General features: G+C 71.5%; 15 protein-coding genes and 3 pseudogenes. 6 read left to right on the top strand and 12 right to left on the bottom strand.

Going from position 1 to position 15,336, the window contains the following annotated elements; translation table 11 throughout:
* Window positions 1–93: 93 nt before the first annotated feature.
* Complete coding sequence (locus tag F9278_RS02370; RefSeq protein WP_152166769.1) at window positions 94–1,284, bottom strand: type III PLP-dependent enzyme; 1,191 nt, start codon at window positions 1,282–1,284, stop codon at window positions 94–96.
* A 338-nt stretch (window positions 1,285–1,622) separates the two neighbouring features.
* On the opposite strand from F9278_RS02370, the gene F9278_RS48610 reads away from it, so the two are divergent.
* Window positions 1,623–1,856, top strand: a complete 234-nt coding sequence (locus F9278_RS48610; protein ID WP_152166770.1) for an iron chelate uptake ABC transporter family permease subunit — start codon at window positions 1,623–1,625, stop codon at window positions 1,854–1,856.
* A 137-nt stretch (window positions 1,857–1,993) separates the two neighbouring features.
* Window positions 1,994–2,417: pseudogene (locus tag F9278_RS02380) on the top strand (siderophore biosynthesis protein); the annotation flags it as partial.
* 105 nt (window positions 2,418–2,522) lie between these two features.
* Here F9278_RS02380 and F9278_RS02385 read toward each other — a convergent pair.
* The 3 genes and pseudogenes from F9278_RS02385 to F9278_RS02395 all read right to left on the bottom strand — a co-directional run.
* Window positions 2,523–2,903 (bottom strand): annotated as a pseudogene (locus F9278_RS02385) (3-hydroxyacyl-CoA dehydrogenase family protein); the annotation flags it as partial.
* Window positions 2,904–2,962: 59 nt separating this feature from the next.
* Window positions 2,963–3,502, bottom strand: a complete 540-nt coding sequence (locus F9278_RS02390) for a MarR family winged helix-turn-helix transcriptional regulator (RefSeq protein ID WP_152166771.1) — start codon at window positions 3,500–3,502, stop codon at window positions 2,963–2,965.
* A 70-nt stretch (window positions 3,503–3,572) separates the two neighbouring features.
* Window positions 3,573–4,661 (bottom strand): fumarylacetoacetate hydrolase family protein, encoded by a 1,089-nt coding sequence (locus F9278_RS02395; RefSeq protein ID WP_193241343.1) that lies wholly within the window; start codon window positions 4,659–4,661, stop codon window positions 3,573–3,575.
* Window positions 4,662–4,860: 199 nt separating this feature from the next.
* On the opposite strand from F9278_RS02395, the gene F9278_RS46780 reads away from it, so the two are divergent.
* Together F9278_RS46780 and F9278_RS02400 are read left to right on the top strand one after the other, a co-directional pair.
* Window positions 4,861–4,992, top strand: a complete 132-nt coding sequence (locus tag F9278_RS46780) for a fumarylacetoacetate hydrolase family protein (protein WP_226966596.1) — start codon at window positions 4,861–4,863, stop codon at window positions 4,990–4,992.
* Window positions 4,946–6,180, top strand: a pseudogene (locus tag F9278_RS02400) (family 43 glycosylhydrolase); the annotation flags it as partial. The gene F9278_RS46780 and the pseudogene F9278_RS02400, both read left to right, overlap by 47 nt.
* 18 nt (window positions 6,181–6,198) lie before the next feature.
* On the opposite strand, the gene F9278_RS46060 reads toward F9278_RS02400, so the two are convergent.
* Together F9278_RS46060 and F9278_RS02410 are read right to left on the bottom strand one after the other, a co-directional pair.
* Complete coding sequence (locus tag F9278_RS46060) at window positions 6,199–6,702, bottom strand: LysR substrate-binding domain-containing protein (RefSeq protein WP_226967252.1); 504 nt, start codon at window positions 6,700–6,702, stop codon at window positions 6,199–6,201.
* Window positions 6,699–7,058 (bottom strand): ArsR/SmtB family transcription factor, encoded by a 360-nt coding sequence (locus tag F9278_RS02410; RefSeq protein ID WP_152166773.1) that lies wholly within the window; start codon window positions 7,056–7,058, stop codon window positions 6,699–6,701. The genes F9278_RS46060 and F9278_RS02410 overlap by 4 nt, the downstream gene beginning before the upstream one ends.
* Window positions 7,059–7,148: 90 nt before the next feature.
* On the opposite strand from F9278_RS02410, the gene F9278_RS02415 reads away from it, so the two are divergent.
* On the top strand, window positions 7,149–8,501 hold the full coding sequence (locus F9278_RS02415) for an MFS transporter (RefSeq protein ID WP_226966597.1): 1,353 nt from the start codon (window positions 7,149–7,151) through the stop codon (window positions 8,499–8,501).
* Here the strand turns inward: F9278_RS02415 and urtE are convergent.
* The 5 genes from urtE to urtA all read right to left on the bottom strand — a co-directional run bounded on the left by urtE (window position 8,491) and on the right by urtA (window position 13,432).
* On the bottom strand, window positions 8,491–9,183 hold the full coding sequence (gene urtE / locus F9278_RS02420) for an urea ABC transporter ATP-binding subunit UrtE (protein ID WP_152173644.1): 693 nt from the start codon (window positions 9,181–9,183) through the stop codon (window positions 8,491–8,493). The two genes, F9278_RS02415 and urtE, sit on opposite strands and share 11 nt — an antisense overlap.
* Window positions 9,184–9,188: 5 nt before the next feature.
* Entirely contained in the window at window positions 9,189–9,992 is an 804-nt protein-coding gene (gene urtD / locus F9278_RS02425) for an urea ABC transporter ATP-binding protein UrtD (RefSeq protein WP_152166774.1), read from the bottom strand.
* Window positions 9,989–11,134, bottom strand: coding sequence for an urea ABC transporter permease subunit UrtC (gene urtC, locus F9278_RS02430; RefSeq protein ID WP_152166775.1), 1,146 nt, complete (start codon window positions 11,132–11,134; stop codon window positions 9,989–9,991). Before urtC ends, urtD begins: the two co-directional genes overlap by 4 nt.
* Window positions 11,131–12,015: an urea ABC transporter permease subunit UrtB gene (gene urtB, locus F9278_RS02435; RefSeq protein WP_152166776.1), complete on the bottom strand. Its 885-nt coding sequence runs from the start codon at window positions 12,013–12,015 to the stop codon at window positions 11,131–11,133. The genes urtC and urtB overlap by 4 nt, the downstream gene beginning before the upstream one ends.
* A gap of 163 nt (window positions 12,016–12,178) precedes the next feature.
* On the bottom strand, window positions 12,179–13,432 hold the full coding sequence (gene urtA / locus F9278_RS02440) for an urea ABC transporter substrate-binding protein (protein ID WP_152166777.1): 1,254 nt from the start codon (window positions 13,430–13,432) through the stop codon (window positions 12,179–12,181).
* Between the two features lie 235 nt (window positions 13,433–13,667).
* Between urtA and F9278_RS02445 the strand changes: the two genes are divergently transcribed.
* Window positions 13,668–14,159, top strand: a complete 492-nt coding sequence (locus F9278_RS02445) for a MarR family winged helix-turn-helix transcriptional regulator (RefSeq protein ID WP_152166778.1) — start codon at window positions 13,668–13,670, stop codon at window positions 14,157–14,159.
* Here the strand turns inward: F9278_RS02445 and F9278_RS02450 are convergent.
* The gene (locus tag F9278_RS02450) at window positions 14,116–15,234 is read right to left on the bottom strand and encodes a substrate-binding domain-containing protein (RefSeq protein ID WP_152166779.1); all 1,119 of its coding nucleotides are present in this window, start codon (window positions 15,232–15,234) and stop codon (window positions 14,116–14,118) included. The two genes, F9278_RS02445 and F9278_RS02450, sit on opposite strands and share 44 nt — an antisense overlap.
* Window positions 15,235–15,336 lie beyond the last annotated feature (102 nt).

Raw genomic sequence — 15,336 nt, forward strand, 5'->3', positions numbered from 1 at the left:
TTGTGCGCATGAGTCTGCGCCCGGCCGACCCGCCTGTCAACGGTCACACCCCGAAGAGGGCCGGACGGGCGCTCGGGTTCCGGACCCGCGCGGTCAGCCGAGGAAGTGGAAGCCGGGGCGGGGATGCATCAGGAAGTCGTGGTGCGAGATGTTCCAGGCGTACGCGCCCGCGAGGGCGAAGACCACCCGGTCCCCCGCCCGCAGCCCCGGGGCGTGGGCGGCGCGGGCGAGGAGGTCCTTCGGGGTGCAGAGCTGGCCGGCGAGACCGACGTACTCCCCCTCGGCCGCCGGGCGCGGCCAGGGGTACGGCCACTCCTCCACCGCGAGGACCGAGCAGGGCTGGTCGTGGCCCTTGGTCGCCGGGGTGCGCAGATGGTGGGTGCCGCCCCGGACCACGGCGAACTCCTCGCCGTGGCTGTGCTTCACGTCCAGCACCTCGGTGGCGTACCAGCCGCAGTACGCGGTGAGCGCCCGGCCGGGTTCTAGACGCAGCGTCAGTTCCGGGTGCGCGGTGGCGAGTTCGGCGAGGCCTTCGCCGTACGTCTTCCAGTCGAAGCGGGTGTCGGGGCGGGCGTAGTCGACGGCCATGCCGCCACCGACGTTCACCTCGGCGAGGGGTACGCCCAGCGCCGTAGCCCATTCCACGATCGAGCGGGCGACGGAGAGTTGTTCGGGTGCGTCGAGTCCGCTCGCCAAGTGGGCGTGGACGCCGAGCAGTTCGAGGTGCGGGTAGGTGCCGTCCGTGAGGGGGCGGAGTATGTCCGGGGCCTGTGCCGGGTCCAGGCCGAACGGGGTGGGTCGGCCGCCCATCGTGAGCGCGCCGCCCGCGAACGAGCCGTCCGCCACCGCGAGGTTGAAGCGGAGCAGCACGCCGACCGGCGAGGTCGGCGCCACCCGGCGTGCCAGCGCGCCGAGCACGCGCAGGTCGTGCGCGCTCTCGACGTGGAAGCGCTCGACGCCCTGCTCCAGGGCGGCCCGGATCTCGTCCGGGGTCTTGCCGGGGCCGCCGAAGGCCAGCGGGCGGCCCGGCACGGCGCGGGCGACGTGGGCGAGTTCGCCGCCGGAGGACACCTCGTAGCCGTCGACGTACGGGCCCAGCGCGGCCAGGATCTCCGGCTCGGGGTTGGCCTTGGCCGCGTAGTACAGCTCGACCCGTTCGGGCAGGGCGGCGCGGACCTGGGCGGCGTGTTCGCGCAGGGCCGTCAAGTCGTAGACGTACGCGGGGAGTTCGGTGGGCGGGAGGGAGAGGACGCGGTCGCGTACGGCGGGGGCGGGGAGGGTCATCGGGGACTCCTGGCTCGGCGGAGGGGGCGGGGGCGGCGGGGTGGCGCGGGTGCGGGGCGGCTCATCGGGTGCCCCAGCGCAGGACGTCCTCGGCGAGGGGTGAGGGCAGCCGGTGGGTTACCGTCCGCCGCCCGAGTGCGAGCCCGTGCCGGCGCGGGAGCCGCCGCGCTGACCGCCGCGGCGGTCGCCGGATCGCTGGTCGTCGGACCGGCGGTCGTCGGATCCGCGTCGGCCGCCGACCGCTCATCCGCCGACCGCCCATCCGCCGCCTCACCGTCCGAAGCCCCGCCCGCCGCCTACTCCGAAGCCGTCTCCTGCCGGTCGCGAGCTCGACCCGTATGTCACGTTTCGTGACCCCGCCCGAACGGGTTGCGCCGGCGCTGTGCGCCGCGCTCGGCGTCGCGGGCGCCGTGGCGCAAGGCATCACCCGCGACCCACTCGCCTCCTCAACCACCCTGGGAATCCTCAAGGTCCCGGACGAGACCTGGATGTCCGGCATCGGCGTCCAGGCCGCCGAGGAGATGCTCACCGACCTCGCGAAGGCCACCGGAGTCGAACCCCCGAAGCGGTAGTTCCCCGTGGCTCCCGCAGCAGCCACTCCCGCTGTACCCGGGGCGGGCCCCACCACGGGACGGGCCCGCCCCGCACCCCGCACCCCGCACCCCCCGCTCAACCCCTCACCCGCTACCGGAAGTCGTGCGCCACCCCGATGCGTCTGTACCTGCTCGCCCTCAACCCCACCGACTCCGTCACCGAGGGCTTCCTACCCGCCGCCGCCCGGCTCGGCCTGGACGTCACGCTCCTCACCGACCAGCCCGACGCCCACCGTGCCGCCGCCTATCCGGAGCACCCCGCGATCGAGATCCTCCCCTGCGACGTACGCGACCATCGCGCCCTCGTCACCAGGATCTCCACCCACCACCGGCCCGACGCGGTCTTCACCAACAGCGACCACCTCCAGACCCAGGCCGCCCTCGCCGCCCACTGCTTCGAACTCCCCGGCAAGGACTGGCGGGCCACCCTGCGCGGCAAGGACAAGGCCGAGATGCGCCGGCGTGGACACCGTCTGGTCCGCCGAGATCAGCGGCTCGGCCGACCTCGCCGGCCCGCTCGTCGCGGACGCCCCGTACCCCAGGAACCATGACAAGGCCCTTCGTCGTGGGTAAACGCCGGTGTACGCCGCCCGTCGGAAGACCACGACCGGGTGGTGGCGGGACCGCGCACGGTGGCGGCCGGACTCAGGCCGCCTCCGGGTACGCGTAGAAACCCTGCCCCGACTTCCGGCCGAGGCGCCCGGCGGCGACCATGCGGCGCAGCAGGGGCGGGGGCGCGTACAGGGGTTCGGCGTGTTCCTCGTAGAGGGACTCGGCGATGGCCCGGGCCGTGTCGAGGCCGATGAGGTCGAGGAGCCGGAGCGGGCCCATGGGGTGGGCGCAGCCGAGTTCCATGCCGTGGTCGATGTCCTCGGCGGTGGCGGTGCCCGACTGGACCATGCGGACGGCGGCGAGCAGATACGGCAGCAGCAGGGCGTTGACGATGAATCCCGCCCGGTCCGGGGCCTGGACCACGGTCTTGCCCAGCCGCCCGAACGCCGTCGTGCGGCGGGCCGTGCCCGAGGAACGGCCCTCTCCGGAGGAACGGCCCTCGCCGCAGGAACGGACCGCGCCGGGAGAGCGGACTAGGCGGGGTGTTCCTGGTTGACCATCTTGCCCAGCAGGGTGACCAGCTGGGAGATCTCCCGGTCCTCCAGGACGCCCATCCAGGCGTGCTCGCGCTCGGTCTGCCCCTCGATGGCCTTGCGCAGCATCGTGAGACCGGACTCGGTGAGCGAGACCCGGACGAGCCGCCGGTCGCCCTGCTCACGGCGCCGCTCGACGAGTCCGCGCTCTTCGAGGGTGTTGATGGCGCTGGAGACGCTGGCCCGCGAGGTGCCGGAGATACGGGCGATCTCGCGCTGTTCCATGTCCCCGAAGACCCAGAGGGTGTTCATGATCCGGAAGCCGGCCCAGGTCATCCCGAGCGGCCGGTGCACGGAGGCCTCGAAGTCCTGCACGAGACGTGCGACGAGCCGGGTGAGATGGGTGACCAGCGCGACGCCGTCCAGCTGGCGGTCCGTGTGGCCCATCTCCTGGTGGCGGGTGCGCACCTTGTCGAAGAACTCGCGGGAGCGCGGATGGTCGACGGCGCCGACGGTGTCTCCTACGTGATCGTCCGACACGTGAGGGCTCCCTTTCTCCGGACCGCTCGCATCGTAACAGCGCGTGTCGGTCCCACCGAGCGGGTCGATCTCATCGGCTGATCGGATTGCGCATCGTACCGACACCGGGAAGTTCGGTGGTCAGCGTCATCCCGGGCTCCAGGTACAGGCGCGGGACGCGCCGGACTCCGCAGCCGGCGGGGGTGCCGGTGAAGACCAGGTCACCGGGTTGCAGGGTCACACGGCGGGAGAGCCAGAACACCAACTCCGGGACGGGGAAGATGAGATCGGAGGTCCGGCCGCGCTGGACCTCCAGGTCGTCGACGTGTCCGACGATCTCGATGTCGTCGGGGTCGTCGAACTCGTCGACGGTCGCCGTCAGCGGCCCGGTCGGGCTGTAGGTGTCGTAGGACTTGGCGAGGGTGAACTGGTTCAGCGGCTTGCGCCACTGCTCGCGGCGGTCGGTGATGTCCTGTCCGGCGGTCACTCCGACGATGCCGTCCCAGACCGCGCCGGGTTCCACCGCGCGCATGGTCCGGCCGATGACGACCACGACCTCGGCCTCGAAGTCGCACTTGTCGATGCCCTCGGCCACGATCACCGGGTCGTGGGGCCCGGTCAGCGAGCTGCTGAACTTGCCTAAGACGGTGGGCTGTTCGGGGATCGGCAGGTCCGACTCCTCGGCGTGGCCCCGGTAGTTGAGCGCGACGGCGAGGATCTTCGGGGCGCGCGGGGAGACCGGGCCGAGGAGCTTCTCGTCGTACTCGGCGAGGTCGGCGTCGCCCGCGGCCTCGGCGAGCCGGCGCAGCTCGGCGTGGTGCGCGAGGTCGTAGAGGACGGCGGGGTCGGGGGTGCCGAGGGCCCGGATCTCGTCGTCGGACACCCCGGCCCGGCGGGCGATGCGGACGTGCTGCAGCCACTCGTACTCGGCCCGGGTGAGCCAGGCGACCCGCAGGATCACCAGCTCACGGGCCCGGACGGACAGGGTGTTCCTGCCCAGGACGTGGTTGCCGACGACGAGGAAGCGGCGGAGCGCGTCCGGGTGCGCGGCGAGCGTCGTCCAGATCGCGTAGATGTCACCGCCGGCCTCGGCGTTGCGGTACGGCTCCAGGGCCGTCAGCGCCTTCTCCGGGATGTCCTTCTCCGCCACGGGGGACAGACGCGGCTCAGATACAGGCATGGGTCGCCCTTCGTGACGGCCGGGCGGCCGTCGTCGGATGCCCCGACCGTGGACAGATAGAACTCTGACAGTCAAGAGTCTTGCGAACCTTCGCCCCGCATTAGTCAGAGTCTTGATAATTAGAACTCTGACAACTAGCTTCGAGCAGCGGGCGGCCCCTCGCGCTTTCCCGGGCGGGCCCCGACGAGTGGAGGTTCCGATGAGTATTCGCAGCCTGGGCTATCTCGGCATCGGCTCACCCGACCAGATCACCGAGCATCTGACGCTGGAGCCCGGCGATGTGGTCTCCACGGGCACCCCGGCCGGCGTCGGCCTCGGCACCGGGCGGTGAGCGGCTCCTCGCCGGGTGGGCGCCGAAGGCGTCCGTCGTCGACGCCACCGTCCCGGCGGGCGCGCTGAAGGCGTACGCGCTCGTCGACGACGCCGCCTCCAAGGTGGTCCTGCCCGTACGCCCGGGGACTCGACTCGACGCTCTCGCCCCGGAGTTCGCCCTCTCCGCGGACTCCCGCATCGACCCGCCGTCCGGCACCCCGCGCGACTTCCGCACCCCGCGGCCGTACACCGTCACCACGGCCGGCGGGACCGCCCGCACCTGGACGGTCGAGGCCGTGCCCATGCGCAGTCCACTGCTGCCGGGGCTGCACGCCGACCCCAACATCCAGGAGTTCCACGGCCGTTACTACCTCTACCCGACGACGGACGGATTCGAGGGCTGGGGCGGCACCCGGTTCCAGGTGTACTCCTCCGACGATCTGGTCACCTGGCGGCACCACGGGGTCGTGCTCGATCTGGAGTCGGATGTGAGCTGGGCGGACCGCTACGCCTGGGCGCCGGCCGCCGGGGAGCGCGACGGGGCGTACTACTTCTACTTCTACTTCTGCGCGAACCAGCAGATCGGTGTGGCCGTCGCGGACAGCCCGACCGGCCCCTTCCGGGACGCCCTGGACCGGCCGCTGATCGGGCGCGACGACTACGCGGGCCAGATGATCGACCCGGCCGTCTTCAAGGACGACGACGGCACGTCCTCTCTCTACTGGGGCAACCGCGAGGCGTACGGTGTGCCGCTCGGCGAGGACATGGTGTCCTTCGATCCGGCGCTGGTACGGCGGTTCACCCCGGACGGCTTCCGCGAGGGCGCCTTCGTCGTGAAGCGGCGGGGCGTCTACTACTTCATGTGGTCGGAGGACGACACCCGCAGCGAGGACTATCGCGTCGCCTACGCGACCGGGCCCTCACCGCTCGGCCCCTGGACGAAGCGGGGGGGGTGATCCTGAAGAAGCGTCCGGAGTACGGGATCCTCGCGACCGGTCACCACACGGTCGTCAATGTGCCCGGCACCGACGACTGGTTCATCTGCTACCACCGGTTCGCGATTCCGGGCCCCGGCACTCCGCGCGGCGACGGCATGCGCCGGGAATCCACCCTGGACCGGCTGGTGTTCGCGGCGGACGGCTCGATCGAGGAGGTCGTGCCGACCCTGGAGTCCATCGAGCCGGTCCGGACGCTCGGGTCCGGATGAGGCCCCGTTCCGCCGTGTTCAGCCGTGCGGCAGGGTCTCGCGGGCGTACCGGGCGAAGGCGCGCGACCGGCGGGTGGGGGTGACGGTCGTGGCATGGGCGATCACGACCCTGACCTCCTCCAGCGGGTCGCCGATCGGTACCGATGCCAGTGGCAGGCCCTCGAAGTTGGTGGCGGTCGGCCAGCGCTGGATCAGCAGGGAGTAGCCGAGGCCGCGGGCGACGAGGGTGCGTACGGCCTCGATGGAGGAGGTGCGGTAGCGGATGTTCGGCTTGACGCCGACGCCGCGCATCCAGCGGTCGGCGTTGGCCGGGGCGGGCGGGGCCGCGTAGACGATCAGGGGCTCGTCGGCGAGTTCGGTGAGGGAGACGGCGTCCCGGCCGGCCAGCGGGTGCCCCGGCGACAGGATCACGTACGGCCTGCTCGCCCGTACCGTGGTGCAGGTCAGGCCTGTCTCGGCGCCGGTCTCGTAGAGCAGGCCCAGATCGCAGGCGCCGTCGAGGAGGGCCTGGGCCGTCCTCAGTCGTGCGGTGCCTGGCCGCTGACCCGGTGGTCCGCGTGGCTGAGCGCCTCCACGACCAGACGCCGCAAGTGCCCGTCGCCGAGGCGGTAGTAGATGTGGCGCCCCTCCCTGCGGGTGTCCACGAGCCCGGCGAGCCGCAGCTTCGCCAGGTGCTGGCTGACGGCCGTACGCGACGCCTCGCAGCGGTCGGCCAGTGAACCGACGTCCGACTCGCCCTGGGCGAGCAGCCACAGCAGATGCAGCCGGGTGACGTCCGAGAGCATCGCGAACACTCCGGTCGCCTCGACGAGCCGTGCGCTGTCGGGGGCGCGCAGATGCGCACCGGACGCAGGTGAGACGGCGTGGCGTTCTGGCATGTGCCCAGGGTAGGCGCTCCGCCGGGGGTGCGTCGTGAGCACCCTCGGCATTCATGTGCGCAGATGCGCACATGAAGTTATAGTCGGCTCATGCTTGCCGTTCTGCGTCAGCGTGTCTATCGGCGGCTCTTCGTCGCCCAGGTCGTGGCCCTGGTGGGGACGGGCCTCGCGACCGTCGCGCTCGGGCTGCTGGCCTACGACCTCGCGGGGGCCGACGCCGGGTCGGTGCTGGGCACGGCGCTCGCGATCAAGATGGTGGCCTGTGTGGTGATCGCGCCGGCCGTCGGCGCGGTCGCCGACCGGGTGCCTCGGCGGGCGCTCATGGTGACGGCGGATCTGGTGCGGGCCGGGATCGCCGTGTCGCTGCCGTTCGTCGGCGCGGTCTGGCAGGTGTACGTCCTGGTGTTCCTGCTCCAGTCCGCCTCGGCCGCGTTCACGCCCACGTTCCAGGCAGTCGTCCCCGAAGTGCTGCCCGAGGAGCGGGACTACACCCGGGCGCTGTCGATGTCACGGCTGGCGTACGACCTGGAGAGCCTCCTCTCCCCCGCGTTCGCGGCCGTCCTGCTGTCCGTGATCACCTACAACTGGCTGTTCACCGGTACCGTCGTCGGTTTCCTCGCCTCGGCCGCGCTGGTCGTCTCGACCGCCCTGCCCGCGCGGGCCGCCGCCTCCGTCCCGCGCACGGGCGGGCTGTACGCCAGGGCCACGGCCGGCACACGCCTGTTCCTCGGCGTTCCCGCGCTGCGGGCCCTGCTCGCCCTGAACCTCGCGGTCGCGGCGGCCGGGGCGATGGTGACGGTCAACTCCGTCGTCTACGTCCGCGAGGTGCTGGGCCTGTCGGCGGGCGCCGTACCGCTGGCGCTGGGGGCGTACGGGGCCGGGTCGATGGTGGTGGCCCTGGTGCTGCCCCGTGTCCTGGACAGGGTGCGGGACCGGGCGGTGATGCTGTGGGGCGCGCTGTCGCCGGCCGTCGTCTTCGCCGGGCTCGGCGTCGTCACGGCCGCGCGGGGCGGGAGTTGGCGGCTGCCCGCGTTGCTCGTGCTCTGGGCCGCGTTCGGTGCCGCGTCCTCGGCGGTGCTCACCCCGGCCGGGCGGCTGATCCGTCGCTCGGTGCCGCCCGGGGAGCGTACGGCCGCGTTCGCCGCGCAGTTCTCCCTGTCGCACGGCTGCTGGCTGCTGACGTACCCGCTGGCCGGGTGGCTCGGAGCGGCGGCGGGGCTCGACCGGGCGGTGCTCGCGCTGGGTTCGATCGCCCTGGGCGCGGCGCTGCTCGCCGTACGGCTGTGGCCGGCGGACCCGGCCGCCGACCCGCAACCGGCCGCCGAGCCGCGCCCGGTGGCCGAGCCGCGCCCGGTGGCCGAGCCGACGCCCCGCGCGCACGCGGCCCACGCAGCGCACACGGCCCACGCGCACGCGGCCCGAGTGCGCCCCCTCACACGCTGAGCGCCGCCCGGACGGTCTGTTCGGAGCCGGTGCCGCCCTCGCCCGACGAGGTGACCCGGCCCGCTTCCAGGACGTAGTACCGCTCGGCCGCCCGCATGGCGAAGCCCACGTGCTGTTCGACGAGGAGGACGGAGAGGCCGCCCCGGCGGGTCAGGGCGAGGATCGTCTCCTCGATCTCGGCGACGACGGAGGGCTGGATACCCTCGGTCGGCTCGTCGAGGAGGAGCAGACGGGGGCGGGTGATCAGGGCGCGGGCGAAGGCGAGTTGCTGGCGCTGGCCGCCGGAGAGGAGACCGGCGCGGCGGCCGGACAGTTCCCGCAGGACGGGGAACAGGTCCAGGGCCTCCGCGATCGCCTCCTTGCCCTCCGGGCGGCCGTCGGCGACCAGTTGCAGGTTCTCGGCGGTGGTGAGGTGCGGGAACGACTGCTGGCCCTGCGGGACATAGGCCATGCCCCGGGCCACCCGCTGGTGCGGGGCGAGGTGGGTGATGTCCTCGCCGTCCAGCAGGACGGTCCCGCCCTTGGGCTTGATGAGGCCCATGGCGGCGCGCAACAGGGTGCTCTTGCCTGCGCCGTTGTGGCCGAGGACGGCTCCGACGCCGTCCTTCGGGACGGTGACGGTGACGTCGTGCAGCACGGTCGTCCGGTCGTAGCCGGCCCGGACGGAGTTGATCTCCAGCATGGGCGTCATGCCTCCTCGGCGACGGGGACGGGGGCGGAAGCGGGAGCCGCGACCGGCTCGGCGGCGGGTTCGGGCTCGGAGGCGCGGCCGAGGTAGACCTCCTGGACCTTGGCGTCGGCCTGGACCTCGGCGACGGAGCCCTCGCTGAGGACCTTGCCCGCGTGCAGGACGGTGACGCTGCGGGCGAAGGAGCGCATGAAGTCCATGTCGTGCTCGATGACGACGACCGTGTGGTCCTCGCCGACGCGCCTGAGCAGCTCGCCCGTGGCCTCGCGTTCGTCGTGGCTCATGCCGGCGACCGGCTCGTCGAGCAGCAGCAGTCGCACGTCCTGGACGAGCAGCATGCCGATCTCCAGCCACTGCTTCTGTCCGTGGGCCAGGACACCCGCCGGACGGTCGCGCAGCGCGGTCAGACCGGTGGTCTCCAGGGCCCTGGTCACGGCCTCCGGTACGCCCTTGCGGCGGCGGAGCATCGTCAGCGGGCCGCGGCCGGCGCCCGCCGCGATGTCGAGGTTCTGCAGGACGGTGAGTTCCTCGAAGACCGTGGCCGTCTGGAACGTACGGCCGATGCCCAGGCGGGCGATCCGGTGCACCGGCTTGCCGATGAGTTCCTCGCCGCCGAAGCGGACCGATCCGCCGGCCTTCACAAGGCCGGTGACGGCGTCCACCAGAGTCGTCTTGCCGGCGCCGTTCGGGCCGATGAGGAAGCGCAGGTCGCCGGGGCGGATGTCGAGGTCCACGCCGTCGACGGCCTTGAAGCCGTCGAACGTCACCCGCAGATCACGGACCGTCAGTCCCTCGCCGCTCATGCCGTTCCTCCTGTCGGGGCCGCGGTCGTGGTGGTCGTCCTGGGGGTACGGCGCCGGCGCACCACGACCGCCAGGGAGGCGAGGCCGCCGGGCAGGAAGCCGACCGCGAGGACGAACAGCAGGCCCTGGAGATAGGTCCACGCGGCGGGGAAGGCGTCGGAGAGGGTGCTCTGCGCCCAGGCCACCGCGAGCGCGCCGAGTACGGCGCCCACCAGGGAGGCCCGGCCGCCCACCGCCGCGCCGATCACGAAGCCGATGGACGGGACGATGCCGATCAGGGCCGGGGAGATGATGCCGACCGCAGGGACGAACAGGGCGCCCGCGAGGCCCGCCATTCCGGCCGCGACGACGTACGCGACGAGCTTGACGCCTGCCGGGTCGTAGCCGAGGAAGCGGACGCGTTCCTCGGAGTCCCGTACGGCGACGAGGAGTTCGCCGTAGCGGCTGACGAACAGCTGCCGGGCGAGCGCCATCAGCAGCAGGAGCACGGCGGCGATGATGAAGTACACCATCTTCTGGTTGACCGGGTCGTTGAGGTCGTAGCCGAAGAAGCCCTGGATGTCGGTGAGGCCGTTGGTGCCGCCGGTGGTGGCCTGCTGGCCGACCAGCCAGATGGCGAGGGCGGCGGCCAGCGCCTGGCTGAGGATCGCGAAGTAGGCGCCCTTCACCCGGCGGCGGAAGACGAAGAAGCCGACCAGCGCGGCGACCGCCATCGGCAGCAGCACGGTCATGGCGAGCGCGAACAGCGGGTTGGCGAACGGCTGCCACCACCACGGCAGGGTGTCGCCGGTGCCGTAGAGCTGCATGAAGTCGGGCAGCGTCTGGCCGGTGTCGGCGGCGTCGGCGAGCTTGAGGTGCATCGCCATGGCGTAGCCGCCGAGGCCGAAGAAGACGCCCTGGCCGAGGACGAGCAGTCCGCCGCGCCCCCAGGCGAGGCTGACGCCGACCGCGACGATCGCGTAACACAGGTATTTGGCGAGGAGGTTGAGCCGGAAGTCGGAGAGGGCGAGCGGGGCGACGCCCAGCAGCAGGACGGCGCCGAGGAGGAAGGCGCCCGGGACGCGGAAGCGGTCCAGGAGAGAGGGAGGTGGCTCCGCCGGGTCGGGAACGGTCTTCTCGGGAAGGGGAGTTGTCGTCGTCATGCCAGGCTCCGGGTGCGCAGTGTGTACAGGCCCTGGGGTCGCCATTGCAGGAAGGCGACGATCGCCACGAGCACGACGACCTTGGCGACACTGACCGTCGTCGAGTATTCGAGGACCGACTGCAGCACGCCGAGCGCGAAGGCGGTGATGACACTGCCCTTGAGCTGGGCGACACCGCCGACGACCACGACCAGGAAGGCGTCGACGATGTAGTTGGTGCCCATCGTCGGACCGATCGGGCCGACCAGGGTGAGCGCGACACCGGCCACGCCCGCGAGACCGGAGCCGATGAAGAACGTCGTACGGTCCACGCGTTCGGTCGCGATACCGGACACCTCGGCGAGGTCCCGGTTCTGCACGACGGCGCGGATACGGCGGCCCAGCGGGGTCAGCCGCAGGATCAGGGTGAGGCCGAGGACGCAGAGCAGGGCGAGGCCGAGGATGAACAGCCGGTTGTTGGCGAAGGTGATGCCGCCGACCGAGATGTTGCCGGTGAGGAGGTCGGGCGCGGCGGTCTGGACGTTCGGGGCGCCGAAGATGTCCCGGGCCAGCTGCTGGAGCATCAGGGAGACGCCCCAGGTGACCAGCAGGGTGTCCAGGGGACGGGTGTAGAGGCGCCGGATGAGCAGCCATTCCAGCAGCGCGCCCATGGCTCCGGCGACGAGGAAGGCGACGGGCAGGGCGACGAGGAGGGAGGCACCGGCGCCGCTGATGGACTTCTGCAGCACGTACGTGGTGTACGCGCCGGCCATGATGAACTCGCCGTGCGCCATGTTGATCACGCCCATCTGACCGAAGGTGAGGGTCAGGCCGAGGGCGATGAGCAGGAGGACGGCGCCGATGCTGATGCCGGTGAAGGATTGATTGAGGATGACCGTCATTACGCGGCTCCGGGTCGGGGGGAGGGTGCGTGGGCGGGTGCGGGTGGGTGGGGGCTTCTCGCGCAGTTCCCCGCGCCCCTCAAAAAGCAGGGGCTGCGCCCCGTGCTTTTTGCTTTTGGGGGCACGGGGAACTGCGCGAGAAGTCCCCACCGGGCCCACGGACTCACGACAGACCGGCGGCCCAGTCGTACCCCTTCAGATACGGGTCCGGCGCAATCGGCTTGCCGGAGTTCCAGACCTCCTCGATCAGCCCGTCCGAGCCGATCTTTCCGATGCGGGCCGTCTTGTAGACGTGCTGCGTCGCCCCGTCGACCGTGACCTTCCCCTCGGGCGCGTCGAGTTCGATGCCGTCCGCCGCCTTCTTCACCTTCGCCACGTCGAAGGAACCGGCCTTCTCGACCATCTCCTTCCAGAGGTACACGGAGATGTACGCGGCCTCCATCGGGTCGCTGGTCGGCTTGTCCTTGCCGTACGCGGCCTGATAGGCGGCGACGAACTCGGTGTTGGCGGCGCCCGGTGTGGTCTCGTAGTAGTTCCAGGCGGTCAACTGGCCCTCCAGGTACTGCGTCCCGATGCTCTTGACCTCCTCCTCTGCGATCGACACCGAAAGCACCGGCAGGCTCTTCGCGGTGAGCCCGGCGGACTTGTACTCCTTGAAGAAGGCCACGTTGCTGTCGCCGTTGAGGGTGTTGAACACGGCGTCCGCGCCCGCGTCCTTGACCTTGTTGACGATGGTGCCGAACTCGGTGGAGCCGAGCGGCGCGTAGTCCTCGCCGACCACCTTCATACCCTGGGCCTCCGCGTACGCCTTGATGATCTTGTTGGCGGTGCGCGGGAAGACATAGTCGCTGCCCACCAGGTACAGCCGTGTCAGGCCCTGCTTCTTGAGGTAGTCGAGGGCGGGCACGATCTGCTGGTTGGTGGTGGCGCCGATGTAGAAGATGTACGGGGACTGCTCCAGGCCCTCGTACTGCACGGGGTAGAACAGGAGCGACTTGTAGCGTTCGAAGACCGGCTTGACGGCCTTGCGGCTGGCGGAGGTCCAGCAGCCGAACGTGGCGACCACCTTGTCGTCGGTGATCAGGGCCTCCGCCTTCTCCGCGAAGGTCGGCCAGTCGGAGGCACCGTCCTGACTGATGGGCTTCAGCTTCTTGCCGAGGACACCGCCGGCGGCGTTGATCTCCTTCACCGCGAGCAGCAGCGCGTTGTGGACGGTGACCTCGCTGATGGCCATGGTGCCGGAGAGCGAGTTCAGCAGCCCCACCTTCACGGTGTCGCCGGAGGTGTCCGCCTGGGCCCCGGCGTTCGACGAGGTGCCGCTGCCGGTCTTGGCGCCGCACGCGCTGAGGGCGGCGGTCGTACCGAGCGCCGAGGCGCCCGCGAGAAGACCTCGTCTGCTGATGCCGATCCCGGACATGCAATACCTCCTAGGTCGCTGAAGTGCGACCACAGCCTGCGAGGAGACTGTTTCCCTTGCGTTTCGGGGCAATTGAAGAACAGTTTCCTGAGGAAGTATTTTTGTGGGGCCCCGGAGAATTTGTTACTTCCCGGAGAAAGGATGTACTCCTGGTTTGCCTGTCACGGGCGGGATGGGCGAGGGTAAGCTCCGGACATCCCGTCGCGGGGCGGCACGAGGCGAGTTGAGGAGTGCGATGGCGAGGCGGCCCGAGGAACTGCTCCATCTGCTGACCCGTGCCGAGCGCCTGTCCGTGCGCCGGACGCAGTCCGTGCTGGAGGAGTTCGACTGTTCCGTCGAGGCCTGGCGGGTCCTCGATCTGCTCTCCGACGGGCAGGGGCACAACATGACGGCCCTCGCCGAGCACGCCTTCCTGCCGGCGCCGAGCCTGACCAAGCTGATCGACCAACTCGTCGACCAGAACCTGGTGTTCCGCCGTGTCGACCCCGCCGACCGGCGCCGTGTCCTCGCCCATCTCACGCCGCGCGGCCTGGAGCGATGGCAGCGGCTCGCCCGCGAGGTGCGCGCCGACTGGACCGGCCTGGAGCCACTGGGCGACGAGGACGGGAAGCGGCTGGAACTGCTGCTGGACCGGCTGGCCCGGACCCTGGAGGCCGGGGGGAGCGCCGACGCGCGGGGCCGGGTCAGCGCAGGTCGTGCGGAGCGCGCAGCTGGGCGAGGACGTTGAAGTCGTAGCCGTCGGCCTGCGCGAGGTAGATGCGCTGGCGCACATGCCGCCCGTCCAGACCGAGCAGTCCGCGCGGCCCCTCGTACGAGACGGTGTCGGCGGCGGCCCCGATCGCGGTGACGTCCAGGGCGCGGGCCCGCTCGACGAGTGCGGCGAGCAGCAGGACGCCCTCGTAGCAGGACTCGCCGAGGCTGCCCGGGACCGGTGCCTGGAGGCCGAAGCGGCCGGCGTACTGGCCGTGGAAGTCCAGGGTGTTCTGGTCGGCGAGGGAGGCGAAGAACCCGGCGGTGCTGTACAGGTCGAGGGTGGCCTCGGGGCCGCTGCCCAGCAGCATGTTCTCGTCCATGAGCGTGCTCAGCCTGAGGCACCGCCGGTCGAGGCCGGAGGCGGCGAAGGCCCGGTTGAAGCGGACCGCGTCACTGCCGACCAGCAGCATCAGGACCCCGTCGGCGTCGGCCCGCTCGACGCGTCGCAGGACGTCCGCGAAGTCCTCGGTGCCGAGCGGCAGATACGCCTCGCCGCAGACCCGGCCCCGGCAGGCGCGGGCATAGCCCCGGGCCGCCCGAGCGGTGTGCCGGGGCCATACGTAGTTGTTGCCGACGACGAACCAGCGGCGCACCCCGCGTGACTCGGCGAGCAGCCGCATCGCGGGCAGCAGCTGCCAGGAGGGTGTCTCGCTCGTCATGAAGACGCCCTCGGTGCGCTCGCCGCCCTCGTACAGGGCCGTGTACACATACGGCACCCGGTGGGCGATGCGCGGGGCCACCGCCCGCCGGACCGAGGAGATGTGCCAGCCGGTGACGCCCTGGACCGCGCCGGAGGCGACCAGGGCCTCCACGTCCTCCGCGACCCGCGACGGCTCGGCCCCGCCGTCGACCTCGATCAGCCGCAGCTCCCTGCCCAGCACTCCCCCGGCCTTGTTGACCTCCTCGGCGGCCAGCCGGGCACACGCCCCGCAGGTGGGGCCGAAGATCCCGGCGGGTCCCTGCATCGGGTAGACGAGGGCCACGTTCAGGGTCGAGGAGTCGGCCGTGAACCACTCGGGGGTGTGGAGGCGCGGTGGTGGCCGATTCATGGGCTCATGATGGCGTGATCACCATCGGCGCCCCAGTCGGTGTCACGGATCGAGACCGATTCGTAGGCCGGGGTCGAGACAGGGGTCACGAGCGGGGCGGAG

The organism is Streptomyces phaeolivaceus (genome assembly GCF_009184865.1).
Lineage (GTDB): Bacteria > Actinomycetota > Actinomycetes > Streptomycetales > Streptomycetaceae > Streptomyces > Streptomyces phaeolivaceus.